20 protein-coding genes are annotated in these 21312 nt (G+C 70.7%); 9 read left to right on the top strand and 11 right to left on the bottom strand.

The window, feature by feature from the left end; translation table 11 throughout:
* Positions 1–131: 131 nt before the first annotated feature.
* Positions 132–1646 carry an apolipoprotein N-acyltransferase gene (lnt, locus tag P5P86_RS12375; protein ID WP_280607743.1) on the top strand — a complete coding sequence of 505 codons (1515 nt, stop codon included), beginning with the start codon at positions 132–134 and terminating at the stop codon, positions 1644–1646.
* A gap of 7 nt (positions 1647–1653) precedes the next feature.
* Positions 1654–2133 carry an FxsA family protein gene (locus P5P86_RS12370; protein ID WP_280607742.1) on the top strand — a complete coding sequence of 160 codons (480 nt, stop codon included), beginning with the start codon at positions 1654–1656 and terminating at the stop codon, positions 2131–2133.
* A 20-nt stretch (positions 2134–2153) separates the two neighbouring features.
* On the opposite strand, the gene P5P86_RS12365 is transcribed toward P5P86_RS12370, so the two are convergent.
* The 3 genes from P5P86_RS12365 to P5P86_RS12355 all read right to left on the bottom strand — a co-directional run bounded on the left by P5P86_RS12365 (position 2154) and on the right by P5P86_RS12355 (position 4861).
* On the bottom strand, positions 2154–2534 hold the full coding sequence (locus P5P86_RS12365; protein ID WP_280607741.1) for an RNA polymerase-binding protein RbpA: 381 nt from the start codon (positions 2532–2534) through the stop codon (positions 2154–2156).
* A 153-nt stretch (positions 2535–2687) separates the two neighbouring features.
* Entirely contained in the window at positions 2688–4082 is a 1395-nt protein-coding gene (locus P5P86_RS12360; protein ID WP_280607740.1) for an MFS transporter, read from the bottom strand.
* Positions 4079–4861 carry a glycerophosphodiester phosphodiesterase family protein gene (locus P5P86_RS12355; protein ID WP_280607739.1) on the bottom strand — a complete coding sequence of 261 codons (783 nt, stop codon included), beginning with the start codon at positions 4859–4861 and terminating at the stop codon, positions 4079–4081. The genes P5P86_RS12360 and P5P86_RS12355 overlap by 4 nt, the downstream gene beginning before the upstream one ends.
* 52 nt (positions 4862–4913) lie before the next feature.
* Here P5P86_RS12355 and P5P86_RS12350 point away from each other — a divergent pair, with 52 nt between their 5' ends.
* Entirely contained in the window at positions 4914–5759 is an 846-nt protein-coding gene (locus tag P5P86_RS12350) for an SDR family oxidoreductase (RefSeq protein WP_280607738.1), read from the top strand.
* A gap of 54 nt (positions 5760–5813) precedes the next feature.
* On the opposite strand, the gene P5P86_RS12345 is transcribed toward P5P86_RS12350, so the two are convergent.
* Positions 5814–7340 carry a helix-turn-helix domain-containing protein gene (locus P5P86_RS12345; protein WP_280607737.1) on the bottom strand — a complete coding sequence of 509 codons (1527 nt, stop codon included), beginning with the start codon at positions 7338–7340 and terminating at the stop codon, positions 5814–5816.
* A 171-nt stretch (positions 7341–7511) separates the two neighbouring features.
* The gene (locus P5P86_RS12340; protein ID WP_280607736.1) at positions 7512–10007 is read right to left on the bottom strand and encodes a glycosyltransferase family 2 protein; all 2496 of its coding nucleotides are present in this window, start codon (positions 10005–10007) and stop codon (positions 7512–7514) included.
* Positions 10008–10113: 106 nt separating this feature from the next.
* On the opposite strand from P5P86_RS12340, the gene P5P86_RS12335 reads away from it, so the two are divergent.
* On the top strand, positions 10114–11697 hold the full coding sequence (locus P5P86_RS12335) for a chitinase (protein WP_280607735.1): 1584 nt from the start codon (positions 10114–10116) through the stop codon (positions 11695–11697).
* A 1-nt stretch (position 11698) separates the two neighbouring features.
* Here P5P86_RS12335 and P5P86_RS12330 read toward each other — a convergent pair whose 3' ends face one another.
* Both P5P86_RS12330 and P5P86_RS12325 read right to left on the bottom strand, forming a co-directional pair.
* Positions 11699–12214, bottom strand: coding sequence for a gamma carbonic anhydrase family protein (locus tag P5P86_RS12330; RefSeq protein ID WP_280607734.1), 516 nt, complete (start codon positions 12212–12214; stop codon positions 11699–11701).
* 29 nt (positions 12215–12243) lie between these two features.
* Positions 12244–13311 (bottom strand): NAD-dependent epimerase/dehydratase family protein, encoded by a 1068-nt coding sequence (locus P5P86_RS12325; protein ID WP_280607733.1) that lies wholly within the window; start codon positions 13309–13311, stop codon positions 12244–12246.
* Positions 13312–13368: 57 nt separating this feature from the next.
* On the opposite strand from P5P86_RS12325, the gene P5P86_RS12320 reads away from it, so the two are divergent.
* Together P5P86_RS12320 and P5P86_RS12315 are read left to right on the top strand one after the other, a co-directional pair.
* Positions 13369–14388 (top strand): LLM class flavin-dependent oxidoreductase, encoded by a 1020-nt coding sequence (locus P5P86_RS12320; protein ID WP_280607732.1) that lies wholly within the window; start codon positions 13369–13371, stop codon positions 14386–14388.
* A 43-nt stretch (positions 14389–14431) separates the two neighbouring features.
* Positions 14432–14638: a hypothetical protein gene (locus P5P86_RS12315; protein ID WP_280607731.1), complete on the top strand. Its 207-nt coding sequence runs from the start codon at positions 14432–14434 to the stop codon at positions 14636–14638.
* Between the two features lie 16 nt (positions 14639–14654).
* On the opposite strand, the gene P5P86_RS12310 is transcribed toward P5P86_RS12315, so the two are convergent.
* Entirely contained in the window at positions 14655–15449 is a 795-nt protein-coding gene (locus P5P86_RS12310; RefSeq protein ID WP_280607730.1) for an MBL fold metallo-hydrolase, read from the bottom strand.
* A 74-nt stretch (positions 15450–15523) separates the two neighbouring features.
* On the opposite strand from P5P86_RS12310, the gene P5P86_RS12305 reads away from it, so the two are divergent.
* Both P5P86_RS12305 and P5P86_RS12300 read left to right on the top strand, forming a co-directional pair.
* On the top strand, positions 15524–15841 hold the full coding sequence (locus P5P86_RS12305) for a DUF4031 domain-containing protein (RefSeq protein WP_280607729.1): 318 nt from the start codon (positions 15524–15526) through the stop codon (positions 15839–15841).
* Between the two features lie 139 nt (positions 15842–15980).
* The gene (locus tag P5P86_RS12300) at positions 15981–16937 is read left to right on the top strand and encodes a TerC family protein (RefSeq protein WP_280607728.1); all 957 of its coding nucleotides are present in this window, start codon (positions 15981–15983) and stop codon (positions 16935–16937) included.
* On the opposite strand, the gene P5P86_RS12295 is transcribed toward P5P86_RS12300, so the two are convergent.
* Positions 16921–17295 (bottom strand): DUF427 domain-containing protein, encoded by a 375-nt coding sequence (locus P5P86_RS12295; RefSeq protein ID WP_280607727.1) that lies wholly within the window; start codon positions 17293–17295, stop codon positions 16921–16923. The genes P5P86_RS12300 and P5P86_RS12295 overlap by 17 nt on opposite strands.
* A gap of 78 nt (positions 17296–17373) precedes the next feature.
* A complete protein-coding gene (locus P5P86_RS12290; protein ID WP_280607726.1) occupies positions 17374–18801 on the bottom strand; it encodes an MFS transporter in 1428 nt (475 codons plus the stop codon).
* Positions 18802–18953: 152 nt separating this feature from the next.
* Between P5P86_RS12290 and P5P86_RS12285 the strand changes: the two genes are divergently transcribed.
* Positions 18954–19976 (top strand): Lrp/AsnC family transcriptional regulator, encoded by a 1023-nt coding sequence (locus P5P86_RS12285; RefSeq protein ID WP_280607725.1) that lies wholly within the window; start codon positions 18954–18956, stop codon positions 19974–19976.
* Positions 19977–20005: 29 nt separating this feature from the next.
* On the opposite strand, the gene P5P86_RS12280 is transcribed toward P5P86_RS12285, so the two are convergent.
* Complete coding sequence (locus P5P86_RS12280; protein ID WP_280607724.1) at positions 20006–21187, bottom strand: ROK family transcriptional regulator; 1182 nt, start codon at positions 21185–21187, stop codon at positions 20006–20008.
* Positions 21188–21312: the final 125 nt, after the last annotated feature.

Here is a 21312-nt window from a genome sequence, read left to right as displayed (position 1 = left end):
GCCCCCGCTCCGCTTTAGACAACGACTCCTCGCCCGGCAGCCGGCCGGCCGCAGGATCGGCCCGAGGCGGAGCAGGGGCGCTCTGCGTCTTGGATCAGGTGTTCGCTCCGGGTGCTGGCTAGCCTGTCCCGGTGCCACGTCGCCTGCTGCTCGCCCTCGTCGCCGGCGTGGCGCTCTCGCTGGCCTTCGAGCCGGCCACCCTGCCCTGGGTGATCCCGTTCGCGATCGCGGCGCGGCTCGTCAGCCTGCGCGGACTCTCGCCCCGAGCCGCACTGGCGCCCGGCGCGGCCTTCGGTGTCGCCTTCTACTTCACCCATATCTGGTGGATGCATGCGGTGGGGATCGGCGCGTGGCTGGCGCTGTCGGCGGCCATCGCCGTGTTCCTCACCGCCCTGAGCGCGATCGACGCCGTCCTGCTGCGGCTGCGGGCGTGGCCCCTGTGGACAGCGCTGTCGTGGGTCGCCATCGAGTGGGCGCGCAGCACCTGGCCGTTCGGGGGGATGCCGTGGGGTCGGCTGGCGTTCGCCGTGATCGACACGCCGCTGGCACCTGCGCTGCCCTACCTCGGCACCGCCGGCGTGGGCTTCGTGCTGGCGCTCCTGGGCGCTCTCGTGGCCCTCGTGGCGGTGGATGCGGCCGCACGCCGGCGTGCCGCGGCGACGTTGGTGCTGCTGTGCGTGCTGCTCGTCCTTCCGGTGTGGCGCCCCTGGCACGGTCGGGTGATGGGTCACGTCGACGTGGCGGCGGTTCAGGGCAATGTGCCCGGCGACGGAGACGTCCTGGACAACTTCCGCGCCATCACCGCCAGCCACGTCGCGCTGAGCGAGCAGCTGGCGCGCAGCGTGGCGAGCGGGAAGGAGCCCAAGCCGGCGTTCGTCCTCTGGCCGGAGAACTCCACCGCGACCGATCCGCTCACCGACGCGCAGACCAACAGCGGCATCTGGCAGGCGGTGCGCTCGCTCCAGGTACCGATCGTGGTCGGTGGCCTTCCCGACGCTCCCGACCGCACCCACGTGCTCAACCAGGGCATCGTGTGGGACCCGGTGACCGGCCCGGGGGACCGCTACACCAAGCACCATCCGGTGCCGTTCGGCGAGTACCTCCCGATGCGCGGCCTGATCGGCCGGCACAACTTCGGCGGACTCCGCGACTTCTCCTACGACATGGTCGCCGGGACCCGCCGTACGCCGCTTCGGGTCGCGGGGATCCCGGTCGCCGACGCGATCTGCTTCGACATCGCCTACGACGACGTGGTCGACGCGCAGGTGCGCAACGGCGGCCGCCTGCTGACCGTCCAGACGAGCAACGCCAGCTTCATGGGGACCGCACAGATCGCTCAGCAGTTCGCGATCACGCGGGTCCAGGCGGTGACCACCGGCCGGTACGCCGTCGTGGCCTCGCTCAACGGCGTCAGCGGCGTGATCGCCCCGGACGGCCGCGTGGTCGCGACGCTGCCGACGAGGACTGCCGCGGTGCTGGACCGCGACGTGGCGCTGCTCGGCGGTACGACGCCGGCGGTCCGCCTCGGAACGGTGCCCGGTCAGGCCGCCGCGTGGGTGGTGCTGGCCCGGCTGGCCCTCGTCCCGATCGCCGGCCGCCGCCGGCGGTCCCCTCATGCGCGGATCCGCTGGGGCGGGTTGCGATAATGGTCAGGTGAGCACTGTGCATCAGCCCCGCCGACGACGATGGCCCTGGGTGCTGCTGCTCGCCTTCGTGGTGCTGCCGGTGCTGGAGATCTACGTCATCATCCAGGTGGGGCACGTCATCGGTGCCTGGTGGACGGTCGCGCTGCTCATCGCCGACTCCGTGGTCGGCAGCTGGCTGGTCAGGCGGGAGGGCTCGCGCGCGTTCGAGGCGCTGCGGGTGGCGCTGAGCAGCGGTCGGATGCCCGCCAAGGAGCTCGCCGACGGGGCCCTGATCCTCGTCGGTGGCACGCTGATGATCGCGCCCGGTTTCGTCACCGACCTGGCCGGCTTCTTCCTGATCCTGCCGTTCACCCGACCGCTGGCGCGCCGGGTCCTTGCCACCGTGGTGGCGCGGAGGTTGCTCGGGCCGCGCGGAGGCTCGAACGGCACTCGCCCCGGCGCCGGTCCGCAGGGACCGGTCATCCGGGGCGAGGTGGTCGATCCGTGATCAGCGACCGCTGAGCAGGCTCAGACGCCGGCCCGCTTCTTGCTGGGCCGGTGCAGGTGGGCCGGGCCGATCTCGCCACCGCGCAACAGGTCGAGCCGCTCCTTGAGGATGTCCTCGAGCTCGCTCTCCGAGCGTCGCTCCAGCAGCATGTCCCAGTGGGTGCGGACGGGCTTCTCGTTCTTCTCCTCCGGCTGGTTGCCGGCGATGTTCAGCGCCTCGGCCCCGCAGCGCGGGCACTCCCACGTCGTGGGCACCTCGGCCTCGTCCGACATGGTGATCTCGAACTGATGTCCCTGCGGGCAGCGATATCCCACCTGCTGACGCGCTGCGAACTCGATGCCGCGCTCGTCCTCGAAGCTCTGGCCGCCGAGCCGGGCACCGCGCAATGTGCGCTCTGCCATGGGCCACCTCCTTTGATCGTCCCCCGAGTGTCTTCCATGGGACGGTTCCCGCGACGCGGCATGACGTAACTTCCGACGCGCGAGGACCGAACCTCTCGAAGTGTTCAACGGTAGCCGGGCGCCGAAGATTCCGTCCAACCGCAGGCACAGGCCCTACACAGCAACAGGGACCCGGTTCCCGGCCTCCTCGATGCCGCGCCGCGGATCCAACCGCAGCAGGAAGAAGGCCCCGAGGACGAAGAAGAGCACCAGCGAGACGATCGCCGGCCGGTAGGAACCGCTGACCTGGAAGACGATGCCGAACAGCAGGGTGCCGAACCAGGAGGTGCCCCGCTCGCAGGCGTTGTAGAGCGCGAAGTACTCGCCCTCGCGCCCGCGCGGGATCAGCAGGCTGAAGAACGAGCGCGAGAGCGCCTGGGTCCCACCCATGACCAGGGCGATGGCCACCCCGATCGCCAGGAACAGCCCCACGTTGCGCTCCGGCAGGAACATCGCCAGCACGACGATGGCCATCCACGCGTAGGTGCCGTAGAGCAGGCAGCGGTAGGCGCCGTACCGGCTCGCCCACCGACCGAAGAACAGCGCTCCGCCGAAGGCGACGAACTGGATCATCAGGATCGCAGCGATCAGCACCGAGTCGGAGAAGTGCAGCTGCTTGGACCCGTAGATGGAGGCGCTGTAGATGACCGTCTGGATGCCGTCGTTGTAGAAGAGGTAGGCGAGCAGGAAGGTCACCGTCATGGGGAAGGCCCGCATCTCGCGCAGGGTGACCACCAGCTGACCGAAGGAACGCTGCCACAGGCCCCCTGCGGCCGGCTCGAGGCCCCGCGGTGGGACATCGCGCAACCGGAGCACGGGGATGACGGTGAACCCGGCCCACCACAGCGCCGCCGAGAGGAGTGAGAGCCGGACCGCGAGCTCCTTGCTCAGCCCGAACGCGTCGTGGCCCTGCACCATCACCAGGTTCACCAGCAGCAGGAGGCCGCCACCGAGGTAGCCGAACGCCCATCCTCGCGAGGAGGCCATGTCCCGCTCGTCCTCGGTCGAGATGTCGACGAGGATCGCGTAGTAGCTCACCAGGGAGCAGCCGCCCAGGATCGAGCTCACCACCACCGCGACGGCGCCGAGCCGCCAATGGTCCCCGTGCATGAAGAACAGCAGCGCGGCGGCGAAGGCCCCAGCCCATGCGGAACCGCCCAGGTGCCACTTCTTGTGGTGCGAGCGGTCCACCAGCGCGCCCACGACCGGAAGGACGACGGCACTGGCGATCGTCGCGAAGCTGGTCAGGTACGACGGCAGCGAGCCCGCCGCCAGGTGGAGCCCCAGCACGTCGACCGTCCGCTTGCAGGTGTCGTCCGGGCTGTCGCCGCAGCCCGCCGCCCGCCCGGCGACGGTGATCATGAACGGACCGAACAGGACGGTCAGCACGGTGGTGTAGAAGGCCGAGTTGGCCCAGTCGTACCAGTTCCATGCCTTCTGCTGGCGGCGTCGTAGCACCGGGGCGAAGTCGCCCAGGCCGGGACGCTCCGACGAGGAGTCCACCGTCATGCCCCGCCTCCCGCCGGCCACTGGCCGCGAGCCGCCAGGACGTCGCGCAGCAGATCGGTACGGTCGGTCATCAGTCCGTCCACCCCGAGGTCCAGCAGCTCCCTCATCTCCTCGGGATCGTCGATGGTCCACACGTGTACCTGTTTCCCGGCGCGGTGGGCGCGCTCGACGAAGCGTCGCGTGACGATCGGTAGCACCCGGCCGCGCACGATGCGTCGGTGCGGCACCTGGAAGGCGACGAAGTCGTCGCCGATGGCCAGCCGGGCCAGCCGGAGGCTGGGGGAGAGCAGGTACGCCGCCACCTCCGCCGGGTGAGCACTGGTAGCGACCTTGCCGCCGGTCAGCCGACGGAAGGCGCGCAGGCGGCGTCCGCCGAACGAGCCGACCACGACCCGCTCGTGTGCCCCCCGCTCGTCGAGGAACCGCGCCAGTGCGGGGCCGGCGCCGTCCGACTTGAGGTCGATGTTGAACGAGGCGTCGGGGAACGCGTCGAACAGCTCGGCCAGTGTCGGCACCTGGTGGTCACCCGCGATGCGGGCGCCGCGGACCTCCTGGAGGGTGAGGTCGAGGATCGAGCCGGTGCTGTCGGTGACGCGATCCAGCACGTCGTCGTGGAAGGCCAGCAGCGCGCCGTCGCGCGTCACGTGGACGTCGGTCTCGAGGTGGGTGTAGCCGAGCGCCACCGCATGCTCGAAGGCGGCGAGGGTGTTCTCCAGCCCCTCGATCTCGGGGTGGTAGGCCCCGCCCCGGTGGGCGAAGGCGAGCACGGGGCGCGTCACGGGAGCAGTATGGCGGTTCCTCCGATTTGCCCGGCGTCGTAGCGTTCCGGACATGGTCTCCTCTACGAACAGCACCGCCAAGAACTGGTTCATCACCGGCGCCTCGCGCGGCTTCGGCCGTGAGTGGACGATCGCCGCCCTCGAGCGCGGTGACCGCGTCGCTGCCACCGCGCGCGACCTCGGCACGCTCGACGACCTCGTCGCGAAGTACGGCGACGCCCTCGTCCCGATCCGCCTCGACGTCACCGACCGTGACGCCGCCATCGCCGCTGTCGGTCAGGCCCACGACGCGCTCGGCCGTCTCGACGTCGTGGTCAACAACGCGGGCTACGGACACTTCGGCTTCGTCGAGGAGCTGACCGAGTCCGACATCCGCCAGCAGATGGAGACGAACTTCTTCGGCCTCCTGTGGATCACCCAGGCAGCGCTGCCGATCCTGCGCGAGCAGGGCAGCGGCCACATCATCCAGGTCACCTCCATCGGCGGCCTGAGCGCGTTCCCCGGCCTGGGTGCCTACCACGCCTCCAAGTGGGCGGTCGAGGGGCTGACCCAGGCCCTGGCCGGCGAGGTGAAGGACTTCGGCATCCACGTCACGCTCGTCGAGCCCGCCGGCTTCGCGACCGACTGGGGCGGCGCCTCGTCGGTGCACTCCGAGCCGCTGCCGGCGTACGAGGAGGCGCACCGGCGCAACGAGGAGGCCCGCGCCAAGCGGAACACCTCCGGCCCGGGCGACCCGCACGCCTCGGCCGCCGCGCTGCTGGAGATCGTCGACGCCGAGCAGCCCCCGCTGCGTTGCCTCTTCGGTGCCGCCGCGTTCACCATCGTCCGGTCCGACTACGAGTCCCGGATCGCCTCCTGGCAGGAGTGGGACCGGGTCGCCCAGCTCGCCCAGGGCTGAGCCGCGGCGTCCGCCGAGCCTGCCGAGGAGTCCGGGCAGGCTCGGCGGACGTGCTCAGATGTCCCGGAAGGGCTCGATGTTGGCGCCGAGCTGGTTGAGCCGCTCGGCGAGGTCCTCGTAGCCGCGGGCGATGACGTAGGTCGAGCGCAGCACCGAGGTGCCCTTCGAGGCCAGCATCGCGAGCAGGATCACCACCGCCGGTCGCAACGCCGGGGGGCAGACGATCTCGGTGCCGCTGAAGTGCGTCGGCCCCTCGATCATCACCCGGTGCGGGTCGAGCAGCTTGACCTGGCCGCCGAGCTTGTTGAGCTCGGTGAGGTAGATCGCACGGTTCTCATAGACCCAGTCGTGCAGCAGCGTCTGTCCCTGCGCGACCGCGGCGATCACGGCGAAGAACGGCAGGTTGTCGATGTTGAGACCGGGGAACGGCATCGGGTGGATCTTGTCCAGCGGCGCGTGCAGCACCGAGGGGTGCGTCGTCAGGTCCACCAGCCGGGTCTTGCCGTTGAGCGCTGCGTACTCCGCCGACCGGGTGTAGTTGAAGCCCATCTCCTCCAAGGTGGCGAGCTCGATCTCGAGGAACTCGATCGGCACCCGGCGGATGGTGATCTCCGAGTTCGTCACGATCGCCGCCGCGAGCAGCGACATCGCCTCGATCGGGTCCTCGGAGGGCGCGTAGTCGACGTCGACGTCGATCTCGGCGCGCCCGGTGACCGTCAGGGTGGTGGTGCCGATGCCCTCGACCTCGACGCCGAGCTTCTGCAGATAGAAGCACAGGTCCTGGACCATGTAGTTGGACGAGGCGTTGCGGATCACGGTGGTGCCGGGGTGCAGGGCAGCCGCCATCAGCGCGTTCTCGGTCACTGTGTCACCGCGCTCGGTCAGCACGATCGGCCGGCCCGGCTCGATGGCCCGATTGACAGCGGCGTGGTAGGACCCGTCGGTCGCCTTGACCTCGAGACCGAAGGGGCGCAGCGCCGCCATGTGCGGCTCCACCGTGCGGGTGCCGAGCTGGCAGCCGCCGGCGTACGGCAGCTCGAAGGTGTCCTCGCGGTGCAGCAAGGGCCCGAGGAACATGATGACCGAGCGCGTGCGCCGCGCAGCGACCTCGTCGATGTTGCCCAGCCGGAGCTCCTTGGGCGGGACGATCTCGAGGTCGTTGTCCGCGTTGAGCCAGCGGGTCTGCACGCCCAGGGAGTTGAGCACCTCGAGCAGCCGGTTGACCTCCTCGATCCGCGCGACCTTCCGCAGCGTGGTGCGGCCCTTGTTGAGCAACGTCGCGCACAGCAGCGCGACGCCGGCGTTCTTCGACGTCTTCACGTCGATCTCGCCCGAGAGCGTGGTCGGGCCGGTGACCCGGAGGTGGGTCGGGCCCGCGCCGAGGGCGACGATCTCCGACTCCAGCGCACTGCCGATCCGGGCGATCATCTCCAGCGAGAGGTTCTGCTGACCCTTCTCGATCCGGTTGATCGCGCTCTGGCTGGTGCCCAGCCGTTCGGCGAGCTGGGTCTGGGTGAGACCGCGGTGCTTGCGAGCGTCCCGGACGAGATTGCCGATGCGCCCCTTGTAACCATCCGTCATGCCCTCACGGTAACTCACATGTGAGATATTGCAATCTCGACGCGGCCGGTGAGCGCTTCTCACCAGGATGGCACACCTCGCGCCACGGGCGTCATCGCCACCCGCGTAGTGGCCCGCATGATGGCCCCCGTGGCGGCCAGGACGACGGCCGGGACGACGGCCAGGACGCGTTCAGCGGCGGCGCTGCGTCAGCCGCCGCCGGCGGTCGTCGCGGCGCCGCAGGTCGCGACCGAGACGCCTGTCGCCGTGGTACAGGATCGAGGCCCAGTCGACCGACTGGGCTCCGCCCTGCGCCGGCGTGGGCGCCGCTGCGACGGGGCGGCGCTTGGGCACCATCAGCCAGTTGACCACGCCCATCCCCATGTCGATCAGCGAGTTGGTGATCCCGATGTAGGCCCGGATCGCCCCCGCGGCGAGGACCGCGTTGAACACGGCGAAGGCGAAGTTCGGCCAGTTGTGGTGGTGGTAGTCGCGCCAGGCGGTGAGCAGCGAGTAGAGCACCACCAGGTACGGCACCAGGACGTACAGCCCGGGGGAGGCGGTCCGGTTGCGCACCTTCGGCGTACGGACGAACGGGATCTTCTCCCCGGTGAAGGCCTGCTGGATCGACTTGAGCACGCCGGCCAGGTTGACCGGGAGCAGCACGAGGTTGAAGCCGTAGATGCGGAACACGTCCAGGTAGCGGTGACCACACAAGTTCAGGTCGCTCGACATGGCGATGAAGTAGGGGAGCGCCGCGCCGACCACCAGCGGGCTGAGCAGCCGGCCGTCGTACGGGTAGAACAGCAGGAAGAGCAGGCCGAGGCTGGCCCAGGCGAGCGAGGCCATGTAGTTGACCCGCAGCGCGATCTCCAGGCGCTTGAGCGGGCGCCCCGCCGCTGCCCGCTGACGGCGCTGCATCCAGAACTTCGGCAGGATCAGCAGGCCGCCGTTGGCCCATCGGCGCCGCTGGACCACCAGCGAGCCGAAGTCGGGCGGGGTGGCGCTGTAGCTGAGGCGCTCGGGGTAGTTGACCAGTCGCCAGCCGGCGGTGGCGATGTCGACGCTCGACTCGGTGTCCTCGATGACCGTCCGGTCCTGGATGTAGGTCCGGATCTCGTGACCCCCGACGGTGTCGACCTCGACGATGTCCTCCAGCGCGCGGCGCCGGATGACAGCGTTGGCGCCCACCCAGAACGTCGCGTCGTAGGCGGTCATGCCCTGGTGCAGGATGTGCTGGATGTCGGTGGTCGCACCGGCGATCCGCTCGATCCGCGTCGGCGCACCGCGGAAGGAGGAGTACGGCGTCTGGACGATCGCCACCTTCTCGTTCTCCGGCTGCTCGAGGAAGTAGACCAGGCGCAGGCAGTAGTCCCGCAGCAGCTGGGAGTCGGCGTCGAGGGTCAGGACGTAGGTGGTGTTCTCGATGTCCAGGTCGCCCGGCTGGGGCGGGCCGGTGGGCGCGACGCGGCGCAACTCCACACCGGCGGCCGTCTCGGTCGGCCGCCAGCGACCGCCCATCAGGCCCAGGTAGGAGTTGATGTTCATCGCCTTGTTCGCCTCCTGGGACAACGAGGCGTAGCGCTTGCGCTCGAAGACGCCGACGCGTGCGCCGAAGATCCAGATGAGGCGGCGGTGCAACTCCAGCAGGCGTACGGCGGGCAGCTCCGCGTCGCGCTGCAGGAGCACCGCGTCGAGGGCCAGCAGGCTCAGCCGCAGCTCGCTGGCCAGGCCCATCAGCACCTGGTCGACGAAGAACTCGCTGACGTGATCCGCCACGACCTCCGTCGTACCCATCTGCTCGAGCCACTCGGCCGCGGCCGTGTACTCCTCGGCCAGCCGGCGGACGAGCGGGAGCGGTGCGCTGACGTGCTCCAGCAGTGCCTCCAGGTCGTCCAGGTCGTCCGGGCCGCCGGAGCCGCTCGGATCGGGGGTCGCCAGGGCGAGCGCGGCAGCCTTCTCGTCGAGCTCAGCGGCCTCGGTGGGCTCGGCCTCTCCGGCGTGCCCGGTCTGCGCCCCGGCGTCGCCGCCGGCGCGCTCCACCACCTCGTCGGCGAGCAGGGTGCGGGCGTCGTGGTACGCGGTGAGTGCTCGCGCGTGCGGCTTGGTGAGCGTCTCGGTGATCTCCTCGGCCAGCGCGCGGGTCTGATCGAGCCGCTTCGTGACCTCCGGATCGGTCGGGAACGGCGGGTCGTCGACGAGGAGGACCACGCGCAGGTCGGGGTACTCCTGGAGGGCGGCGCTCCACAGGGTGAGCCGGACGACGTCGGGCTCCTCGGCGTAGGAGGGCACCAGCACGGTCATCGCGTCGTGCTCGTCGGTGAAGTGCGCGTCGAGAAGGCCGCGGGGGACGCGCCGGTGCTCGCGGAACCGGCGGAGCGCGCCCTGCCGGGCGACCAGGTACATCAGGGCGGACCAGGTCAGGAACGTGACCACCGACAGGTAGCCGACCGCCTCCATGGTGAAGCGGAATCCGCCCCCGTCGTCGAGGAAACGACGGACCACTGTCGAGACGACATAGCCCACCCAGCACGTGATCGTGACTACGATGGCGACACGCCCCCACGTCAGCTTGGCGATGCTGGGCTGGAGGTGGACGATGGGCATCGGCTCGGACCGGCGCTCGGCGCCCCACTGACGCCGGGGTCCCACGGGCTGGACAGGTGTCTCCCCGGTGACTCCGCTCATTTTCTCTCCGATTCCCCTACGAAGCCCGAGATCCCTACCGATCTCAAAGGTTCGGCAGGCAGTGCGCGGACATGAACGGAAGCCGCGGAGAAATCTGGAGGGCCGTGTGGGTCAGTTCGAAGGGCGTCGACTCTCGGTGACCCGTCTCGGCATCCTGGGCGTGCTCGTTCTCGGCCTGGTCTTCGCGTCGCTGCGCGGCTGGAACTGGTTCCAGGAGAGCCGAGCTCTGGGTGCGGCTGCCGACACCGGGTTCGCCGGGTACGTCGACGTCACCGCGACCCCGCAGCTCTCCTTCGAGGACCCGCAGAACGCCGCCTCCCGCGATGCGGTGCTCGCGTTCGTGGTCGCCGACCCGCACAGCGCCTGCGCGCCGTCGTGGGGAGCGGCGTACTCCCTGGACGACGCCGCCGAGCAGCTCGACCTCGATCGCCGCATCGCCCGGCTGCAGCAGCGGGGCGGCGCCGCGATCGTCTCCTTCGGCGGCCAGGCCAACACCGAGCTCGCGGTCAAGTGCACCTCGGTGCCGGATCTGCTCAACGCCTACAAAGAGGTCGTCACGCGCTACCACGTGAACGCGATCGATCTGGACCTGGAAGGCGCCGCACTCGACGACACCGCCGCGGCCCAGCGCCGCGCCACCGCCATCGCCGAGCTGCAGAAGAGCACCCACGTCCAGGTCTGGCTGACGCTTCCGGTGGCGCGTGCGGGCCTGGTGCAGTCCGGCCAGAACGCCGTCTCGACGATGCTCGCCGCCAAGGTCGACCTGGCCGGGGTCAACGTGATGACCATGGACTACGGCGCCGACCTGCCGAGCAACGAGACGATGGGGGAGGCCGCCCAGGAGTCCCTCACCGCAGCGCACGCCCAGGTCCGCGCGCTGTGGGCGAAGGCGGGCGAGGACCTGACCTCGGTGGCCGCGTGGCAGCGCGTCGGCGCGACGGCGATGATCGGTCAGAACGACAGCGCCGGCGAGATCTTCGGACTCCTGGACGCGCAGCGTCTGCGCAGCTTCGCCGTCGCCCACCGCCTCGGCCGGCTCTCGATCTGGTCGCTGAACCGCGATCGGCCCTGCGGCGCGAACTATCCCGACGTCACGATCGTGTCCGACGCCTGCAGCGGGGTGAAGCAGGAGGCCGGTGACTTCGCCGAGGCCCTCGGCGGCAGTGCGCACGTGGATCCGATCGTCTCGGCGACACCGAAGGCCTCGGCGCGCCCGTCGACCAACCCGACGGTGGTGCCGAGCGACAATCCGGCGACCAGTCCGTACGGCATCTGGCAGCCCGACCAGGTCTACCTCGAGGGCACCCACGTCGTGTGGCACCACAATGTGTACGTCGCGAAGTGGTGGACCTCGGGCGACGTGCCCGACAACCCGCTGAAGAACGGCGATGCCACTCCGTGGACGCTGATCGGGCCCGTGCTACCCGGCGAGACGCCGGAGCCCACGCCGACCATGCCGGTGGGCTTCTACCAGACGTGGAGGATCGACAAGACCTACCACGCCGGGGATCGGGTGCTCTTCGAGGGCGTGCCCTACGTCGCGCAGTGGTGGACCCAGGGCGACAGCCCTGCGACGCCGGGGACCCTCAACGCACCGGCGCCGTGGCGACCGCTGACCGAGAAGGAGATCACCGACGCGTTGAGCGGCTCCAGCTCGCCGACGCCGACGCCGGGCCAGCAGCAGCCGTAGCTCAACCGGTCGGCGCCCGGTAGGTCTGGGCGAGGTGGCGGTAGTGCTCGGCATTGAGCCGGATCAGCTCGACCTCGTCCTCGCCGAGCTCGCGGCGGACCTTCGCCGGCACGCCGGCCACCAGCGACCGGGGCGGGACGACCGTGCCCTCGGGCACCAGCGCGTTGGCGGCCACGATCGACCCGGATCCGATCACCGCCCCGTTGAGGACGGTCGCGTTCATCCCGACCAGGACGTCGTCCTCGATCACGCAGCCGTGCAGCACGGCACCGTGACCGACCGAGACATTGCTGCCCACGCGCAGCGGACGACCCGGGTCGGCGTGCGCCGTCACCAGGTCCTGCAGGTTGCTCCCCTCGCCGATGGAGATGGTGTCGGCGTCGGCCCGCACCACGGCGTTGAACCAGATGCTTGCGGCGGGGCCGACCTCGGCGGCACCGATCACGAAGGATCCCGGGGCGAGGTAGGCCGTCTCGTGGACGAGGGGCTGGGCGTGCGGAAGGGGCAGCAGCGTCATGCGGACATCCTGCCTCAGCCCAGCGCGGCTCAGGGCTGGCGGCGGTGCGCGACGGGCGAGCCGCTCCAGGCGCGTGCCAGGCTGTCCCGGAGGCTGCGCCGGCGCAGGATCGGGGTGTCGTCGTGGGCGGCCTCGCGCATGCCCTCGACGGTCTCCACCAGCACCTCGTGCGCTGTCCGTTGTGGCGACCAGCCGAGCTCGACCCGGGCCCGCGTGCTGTCCAGGAGCGGTACGCCGTAGGCCAGGTCGAGCCAGCCGACGTCCACCTGCTGCAGGTGGGCCCGCCAGCTGAGGTCCACCACCCGCCGCAGCGTGCTCAGCGGCACCTGGACATGCCGGGCGCGGAGGACCGCGGCCAGGTCCTCGACCCTCAGGACACCGTCGGCCGCCAGGTTGAACGGCCCCGCGGCCCGCTGCTCGATCGCCAGCCGGATGCCCGTGGCGACATCGTCGGCGTGGACGAACTGCAACCGCAGCCGACCGTCGACCGGGAGCAGCGGGACGCGCTTGAGCGCGATGGCCGGCACGAAGGCGGGCACGGTGTAGCGCAGCAGCCCCGAAGCACTGGTGCGCTGGCCGATCAACGACGGCCGGGTGCGGGTGATGACCAGCGCGGGATGCTCGGCCGCCACCTGGTCGAGAAGCTGCTCGGCGCTCACCTTGTGCCGGCTGTACGTCGAGGTGGCGATGCCGTTGCGTGCCCACGACTCGTCCACCGGCCGGTCGTCGGCCGGTGCCGGCGAGTAGGTGCCCAGGGACGACTGGTGCACCAGGTGCGGCACGCCGGCCGCCACCACGGCGGCGACCACCTTGCTGGTGCCGCCGACGTCGACGCGCTCGAGGTAGTCGATGTCATGGGTCGGCTGGAAGCCCCACACGAGGTGGACGACGGCGTCGGCCCCCTCGAAGGCCGAGACCAGGCGAGCGTCGGCGTCGGCGTCGGTGAGGTCGATGGCATGCCAGCGCGCCGCGGCGTACGGGCTGTCCTCACCGGGTGGGCGGCGCGCGATGCCGACCACCTCGTGTCCGTGGCCCAGCAGGGCGCGAACCAGCGCCGTGCCCACGTTGCCGCTCGCGCCGGTGACTGCGATCCTCATGGCGAGCCGGTACCCCGTTGTCGGGAATGCCTGAGGAAGTTGAGCGTTGAACCACTTGTGAAGAAGATCGGTTTCCTCTCCTTCGGACACTGGACCCCGTCGCCGCACTCGGCCACGCGGTCGGCCTCCGACGTGCTCCTGCAGTCGATCGACCTGGCGGTGGCCGCCGAGGAGGTCGGCGCCGACGGCGCCTACTTCCGGGTGCACCACTTCGCCCGACAGCTGTCCTCGCCCTTCCCGCTGCTGGCGGCCGTCGGCGCGCGCACCAGCAGGATCGAGATCGGCACCGGCGTGATCGACATGCGCTACGAGAACCCGCTGTACATGACCGAGGACGCCGGCTCGGCCGACCTCATCGCCGGGCACCGGCTCCAGCTCGGCATCTCGCGGGGCAGCCCGGAGCAGGTCATCGACGGCTACCGGTACTTCGGCTACCAGCCGGCCGAGGGCACCAGCGACGCCGACATGGCGCGCCGGCACACCGAGGTCTTCCTGGAGATGCTCAAGGGGGAGGGTTTCGCCCAGCCGAACCCGCGTCCGATGTTCGCGAACCCGCCCGGCCTCCTGCGCCTCGAGCCGTACTCGGAGAGCCTCCGCGAGCGGATCTGGTGGGGATCGGGCTCGGACTCGACAGCCCGCTGGGCCGCCGAGCTCGGGATGAACCTGCAGAGCTCCACCCTGAAGGAGGACGAGAGCGGCGAGCCGTTCCACGTCCAACAGCGCAAGCAGATCGAGCGCTACCTGGAGGCGTGGCGGGACGCCGGTCACGAGCGCACGCCGCGGGTCAGCGTGAGCCGATCCATCATGCCCATCGTGGACGACGTCGACGCGATGTACTTCGGCGGCGAGGGGGAGAGTCGCGATCAGGTCGGTCAGCTCGACGAGTTCCGGGCGATCTTCGGTCGCACCTATGCCGCCGAGCCCGACAAGCTGGTCGAGCAGCTGCGCGAGGACGAGGCGATCGCCGCGGCCGACACGCTCTTGCTCACCGTGCCGAACCAGCTCGGAGTCGACTACAACGCCAAGCTGCTGCAGAACATCCTGACCCACGTCGCGCCGGCGCTCGGCTGGCGCTGAGTCCGGGCGCACCGTGGCGGCCCCGCGGGGGTACCGGACCCACATGAGCAGCGATGCCGATCCTCGCCCCGATGAGCAGCACGTCGAGTCCCGCGCCGATCTGCTACCCGAGGAGGAGGCGGCCGGGAGCGACGATCCGCGCGAGCAGGCCGAGGTGATCCTGCAGGAGTCCGAGGAGCGGACCCAGGACCCGGGAGGGACGGCCGCTGAGTCGGTGCAGACCAGCACGCCCGACCAGCGACCGTCCTGACCGTCGCCGTCAGCCGTCAGGGCCGGAGCGACACCTGCTCGCCCCGGCCGACGGTGCGCAGGTCACCGGGCAGCCCGCGGCGTCCCCAGGCCGTCACGAAGTCGGCCAGCGGCGAGCGGAAGACCGTGTAGTCGTCGTAGTGCACGGGGACCGTGACCCGAGGCGCGATCAGGTCGACCAGGTCCGCGCCCTGCGCGGCGTCCATGGTGACCAGGATGCCCAGCGCCCGGGTGCCGCCCAGGTGGATCACCATGGCGTCGATCGGGCCGCAGCGGTCGACCACCTCGCGCAGCCACGGACGATAGAGCGTGTCGCCGGTCAGGTAGACCCGCAGCGCCGCGGTGCCGTCGCCGGCATCGAGCTCCACGACACTGCCCATCACCGGCGGCATGAGTGCACGCGCGAACCGCGGGGCGTGCTCGCCGGGTGCCGAGGTGATGTGCAGGGTGGCGGCTCCGGCCGTGAGCGTCCGCGAGCTCCACGGCGTCATCGGGACCGCTTCGCCGAAGCCCCAGTCCCTCAGCCTGTTCGACGCCGCGGGCGTGGTCAGGATCGGCAGCGAGCGGTCGAGGTCGCGGCGCGCCACCCGGTCGAAGTGGTCGCCGTGGAGATGGGAGAGGACCACCGCGTCGAGCGCAGGCAACTGGGCCGGTTGCAGCGACGGCTCGGTCCGCCGGCGTGAGAACAGCCCCTTGCCGAGATAGGCCCGCTGCCCCTCGTGCAGGAAGTTCGGATCGGTGAGCAGCGTGAACGGTCCCAGCCGCAACAGGGAGGTGGCGGTGCCGACGAACTCCAGGCTGGCGTCCTGCATGGGCTGCGGTACCCGTCCGGTCGCTCGACCAACCACCGGGGGACAATGTCGGGGACCGGCGAGAAGGGCGAAGCATGACTGTCTACGTGGACGACTACCGCACCGAGGCGCGTGTCGGGCACCTCACCGCTCGGTGGTCGCACCTGATGGCTGACTCGGTCGCCGAGCTCGTCGCGTTCGCCGGGCGGCTCGGCCTGCAGCCGGCGTGGCTGCAGGACAAGCCCGGCGGTGTCCACTTCGACGTCACCGATCCGACGCGCACCGAGGCGATCCGGCTCGGCGCCGTACCGATCCGATGCCGGTCCGAGGAGTGGCGGCGGGTCGTGGACGAGGCACGCCAGCAGCACAGCGGACCGCGTCGTCCGCGCCGCTATCCGGTCGAACCGGGTTAGGATGTCTGCGAGGGGAGTACCTCGCCAACGTCCCTCCGGTCAGTACGGCGGTCCCGTGGCCGCCCCGGAGGACGCCTCACCCGCTGCGGCGGCGTGAGGTGGGGGAGACCTCAGACGCATCCGTCTGAGGAGACCCCTGATGATCGACACCCTCGCCTCGCCCACCCTGTGGGCGATCTCCATCGCCGCCGTCGTGGCCCTGCTGGCTCTCGACCTCGCGCTCACCCGTCGGCCGCACGAGGTCGGAATGCGCGAAGCGCTCGGCTGGTCGGCCTTCTACCTGGCGCTGCCGCTGGTGTTCGGCCTCTGGCTGTGGGCCAGCCACGGCCACGGCGCCGGGACCGAGTTCTATGCCGGCTATCTGGTGGAGAAGTCCCTCAGCGTCGACAACCTCTTCGTCTTCATGCTGTTGCTCTCCGCCTTCGCGGTGCCGAGCGACCGGCAGCAGAAGGTGCTGCTCTACGGCATCGCCGGCGCCCTCGTGCTCCGAGGCGTCTTCATCGCGCTGGGGGCGGCCGCGCTGTCGGCGTACGACGTCGTGTTCCTGATCTTCGGTGCGGTGCTCGTCGCCACCGGGCTGAAGTTGCTGCGCGACACCCTTCGCGGCCACGAGCAGGAGGCGTCGCCGGACCGCATGCGGATCGTGCGCCTCGCCCGGCGCGTCGGGCTCTCGCCCTTCGCCGTGGTGGTGGTGACGGTGCTGGCCACCGATCTGGTCTTCGCCGTCGACTCGATCCCGGCGGTCTACGGGATCACGGGCGACCCGTACCTGGTCTTCGTCACCAATGCGTTCGCACTGCTGGGTCTGCGGGCGCTGTACTTCGTCCTCCGCGGCGCCCTGTCCCAGCTCGCCCACCTCGGGTACGGGCTCGCGGCGATCCTGGTCTTCATCGGCGCCAAGCTGGCGCTGCACTGGGCGCACGGCCGGTGGCACGGGGCCCCCGAGGTGTCGACGCTGCTCTCGCTCGCCGTCATCGTCGCGATCCTGGCGGTGACGGTCACGACCAGCCTGGTCGCCGGCCGCTGCGGTCGAGAGGCGTCGGTGAAGGCGGGGAGGAGGGCGGTAGCGAGTCGGGAGCTCAGCCAGCCTCGGTGACCTGGATGCGGTCCGGGTAGAACGCCAGGTACTCCTTGATCTCGGTCATGGCCGGGTGCGGCTCCTCGTAGGTCCACACCGCGTTGTCGAGCACGCCGTCGTCGGTGCGGACGCTGAAGTAGCTCGCGTCGCCCTTGAACGGGCAGTACGTCGCGTGGTCGGTGCGCGCGAGCACCGCCATGTCGACGTCGGCGCGCGGGAAGTACCGCACCGCCGGATAGTCGGCCTCCTGCAGGGTGAGGGTCGCCGAGGAGTCGGCGATCGTGCGCCCGCCCACCGCTGCGGTCACCCGCGCGCCGTCGTGCTCGATGGTGATGGGGTGGTCCGGGCCCGGGGTCTTGATCGGCTTGTCGCTCATGTGATCTGGAACACCGCTATCGGCGGCGGCATTCCGCCCGGGCGGCGACCGGGTTCTGACGATCCTCGATCGCCTCCGTCACGCCGCCGCGCTCGTCGGCTCCTTCGCCGGAGTCGCCGTGCTGGCCACGAAGTCCTTGCGCCGGATCAGCGCGATCGAGGCCAGGCCGCCGATCACCGCGAGGCAGCCGGAGACCACGAAGAGCTGGTTGAGCCCGTGGGCATAGCTGGCGTGGGGGTCCAGGCCGTGCGCGGCACCGTCGCGCAGGGCGGCGGAGAAGATCGAGCCGTAGGCGGCGATGCCCACCGCGATGCCGATCTGCCGGAAGGTGGTGTTGGCACCCGACGCCATCCCCGACTGGTGGTGGTGGACCACGCCGACGGCTGTTGAGGCGAGCGGCGGGTTGACCAGCCCACTGCCGACTCCGGCGAGCAGCAGGCCCGGGATGAGATGGGTCCAGCCGCTGTCGGCGTCGAGGTTGGCCATGAGGAAGAGGGCGATGCCGACCAGCAGCAGGCCGGGGCCGATCAGCCACCGCACCGGCACGTGCCCGGAGAGACGGCCGGCAATGGTCGCGACGACCATCGTCACGCCGGACATCACCAGCAGCCGCAGGCCGGTCTGGAGTGCGCTGTAGCCGAGGTCCTGCTGCAGGTAGAGCGTGAGGTAGAGCAGGATCGCGAAGAGCGAGCCGTTCATGGCGAACGCAGCGATCGAGCCGCCGAGGAAGGTCGGGATGCGCAGCAGCCCGAGGTCGAACATCGGGTGCTCGACCCTCCGCTCGACGACGACGAAGGCGCCCAGCAGCACGGCCGCGATCACGAAGCAGGTGACGACGATGCCCTCGCCCCAGCTCTTCTCGCTGGCGCGGATGAGGCCGTAGACGAGCGCGACGAGCGCGAGCGTCAGGGTGCCGAACCCGGCCCAGTCCGGCCGGCGGGCGTCGGGAGCGCGCGACTCGGTCAGGTAGCGCAGGCCGGCGAGGAGGGCGACGATGCCGATCGGGATGTTCACCCAGAACACGCCGCGCCAGCTCAGCCCGCTGGTGATCGCGCCTCCCAGGATCGGTCCGAGCGCGGTGGCGACGCCGGTGACGGCGCCCCAGACCCCGAACGCGACACCGCGTTCACGACCGTGGAAGCTCATCGCCAGCAGGGCCAGGGCGGTGGCGAACAGCACCGCTCCGCCGATGCCCTGAGCCGCACGGGACAGGACGAGCATCAACGGGCTCTGCGCGGCCGCACACAGCGCCGAGCCGACAGTGAAGATCGTGAGGCCGATGAGGAAGAGGCGCTTGCGACCGTATCGGTCGGCGAGCGCCCCCGAGGTGAGCAGCAACGCGGCGAGGGTCAGCGCATAGGCGTCGGTCACCCACTGCACGTCACTGAAGCTGGTGTGCAGGCTGGTCTGGATGTCGGGCAGTGCGACAACGACGATGGTCACGTCGAGAAGCAGCATGAAGGTCGCCGCGCACACCACGCCGAGGGTCCACCACTTGCGGTCCATCGTCGGTCCTTTCGATCGGGGCCGACGTACGCCGACACGTCACCAAGCCTCGGCCATGGCACCGACAGCCAGCCGCCGCAGGCGAAGGATCCGGAGGACTATGTCGCAAACGGTGCGCGAGACGACAGTTTCGGTCATGGGAGACTGGCTCCATGGCGATTTCGCAGGGCGTTGGCGAGCGATCGTGGGACGTCGACGACCTCCGGGTGATCCGCGCACTCCAGCTGGCTCCGCGGGCGAGCTTCGCCCGGATCGGCGCGGTGCTCGGCATGAACGAGCGCACCGTCGCCCGCCGCTATCGGGCGCTGCACCGCGAGGGCGTGCTGCGCGTCTTCGGCACGGTGAACCCGGTCGCGCTCGGGCAACAGATCTGGCAGGTGCGCGTACGGTGCCGACCCGATGCCGCCGAGTCGCTGGCCGCAGGCCTCTCGGCGCGCGACGACGTGGTCTGGGTGGGCCTCACCGCGGCGGGTTCGGAGGTCACCTTCAGCCTGAGCACTGTCACGACCGAGCGTCGCGACCTGCTGCTCACTCGCACGCTCCCGCGCGCCGCGCACGTCCTGGACATCGACGCCGCGGTGGTGCTGCACATCTTCCTCGGGATGAGCCCGGACGACTGGTCGGCGCTGGGCCGGCACCTGAACGAGGAGGAGACGGCCGAGCTGGCGACGCCCCTGGTCAATCCCGCCCGCACCGCCGAGCGGTTCGAGCTGGAGGAGTACGACGCCGCGATCCTGCGGCTGCTCGCCCGCGACGGCCGGGCGAGCAACGCCGCGCTCGCGCAGGCGGCCGGGATCAGCGAAGGCCGGGCGGCGCGCCGTGTGGCTACGCTCATCGAGCGGGGCGTCGTCATCATCGACAACGATCTCGCCACCGAGGCGTTCGGCTACGGCGTACGCGCTCATCTCCTGCTCCGGGTGGCACCGTCGCACATCGAGGCCGTCGGTCGCACGCTCGCCGAGCTGCCGGAGATCAGCTTCGTGGCCAGCACCTCGGGACGCAACAACGTGATGGCGTCGATGACCTGCCGGGAGCTCTCGGACCTCTACGAGTTCACCACCGCTCAGGTCGGCGCCCTCGACGGCATCCAGAACCTGGAGGTGCTGCCCTTCCAGCGCATCGTCAAGCAGTCCGGCGGGCTGCTGGTCGACGGCCGGCTCGTGGACCCGGCCTGATCCCCGACTCGGCGCCGTGAGCCGCGTGGCTAGCGGATCGGTGCGAGACCGGCCCCGGTCCGGGTCCCGGCCAGCAGCGCTGCCCCGAGTGCCTCCGCACGAGCGCCGAGCGCGGCGCGCACGATGCGTACGCCGTGGTTGGCCACCGGGGGCAGGGCGGCCTCCAGCGCGTGGCGCGCGGCCTCGAGGAGCACGTCGCTGGTGTCGGGGCGTGCGGTCAGGTCGCCCCCCACGACGACCAGCCGCGGGTCGGTCACGGTGCAGACGCCGGCGAGGGCCGTCCCGAGGACGCGCCCGGCATCGCCGAGCAGCCGCGTCGCGCCGCGGTCGCCCGCCTCGGCGAGGTCGAGCAGGGCCTCGACCGAGGCGCTGGCGCCGAGCGTGTGGGCCAGCGCCGCGACGAGCGCGCGCTTGCTGACCAGTGTCTCCAGGCAACCCCGGGCACCGCATCGGCAGATCTTGCCGTCGCTGACCACGGGCAGGTGGCCGAGCTCGCCAGCGGTCCCGGAGGATCCGGTGTGCAGCCGTCCGCCCAGCACCAGCCCGCTGCCCACGCCGTCGCCCAGCATCACGTACACCAGGTCGTCGACGCCGGCACCCGCACCGAGGCGCCACTCCGCCAGCGCACCGAGGGTGGCGTCGTTGCCGAGGTGGACAGGGAGACCGAGACGCTCGGTGAGGATCCCACCGATGTCGACACCGCCCCAGTCCAGCAGCATCGGCGGCGAGCCGAGAGAGCGCGCGTCGATCACGGGCGCCGAGACGGCCACGCCCGCACCCAGGATCCGGGTCGGATCCACGATGCCGTCGGCAAGGAGTGCAGCGGTGCTTGATGCCATCCGGTCCAGCGACGCCGCGGGTTCGTGGTCGACGTCGAGGGCATGCAGCTGCTCGGCGAGCAGCGTGCCGTCGAGCGCGGTGAGGACGACCCGCAGGCCCGCATGACCGATATGGATGCCGATCAAGGAGCCTGCCTCGGGCGCCACGCCGAGGGAGACCGAGGGGCGGCCGCCGCCTGCGGAGTGGTTCACACCGAGTTCGACGAGCAGTCCGGCAGAGATCAGGGTGCTGACCAGCATGGAGACGGCGGAGGTGGACAGGCCGGTAGCGCGGGCAACGTCGGCCCGGCTGCAGCGAGGTCGCGCCCGGACGGCCGCCAGTACCGCTTGGCCGTTCCGGCTCAGCAAGGGCTCCCGTCCCGTGGTGGTCACGACGGCAGCCTAGCCAATGGGTTAGTTCGGAAATGGACAAAGGGGATCAAAGACGCGGGATCTTGATCCTTGACGCGGACAATCAGCGCATCTACGGTCGAGAGACCCAGGTCACATCTGCAGTT

It is taken from the genome of Nocardioides sp. BP30 (assembly GCF_029873215.1).
GTDB lineage: Bacteria > Actinomycetota > Actinomycetes > Propionibacteriales > Nocardioidaceae > Nocardioides.
The sequence above is the reverse complement of the archived record's forward strand: the minus strand, read 5'-3'. Positions and strand labels throughout refer to the sequence as shown.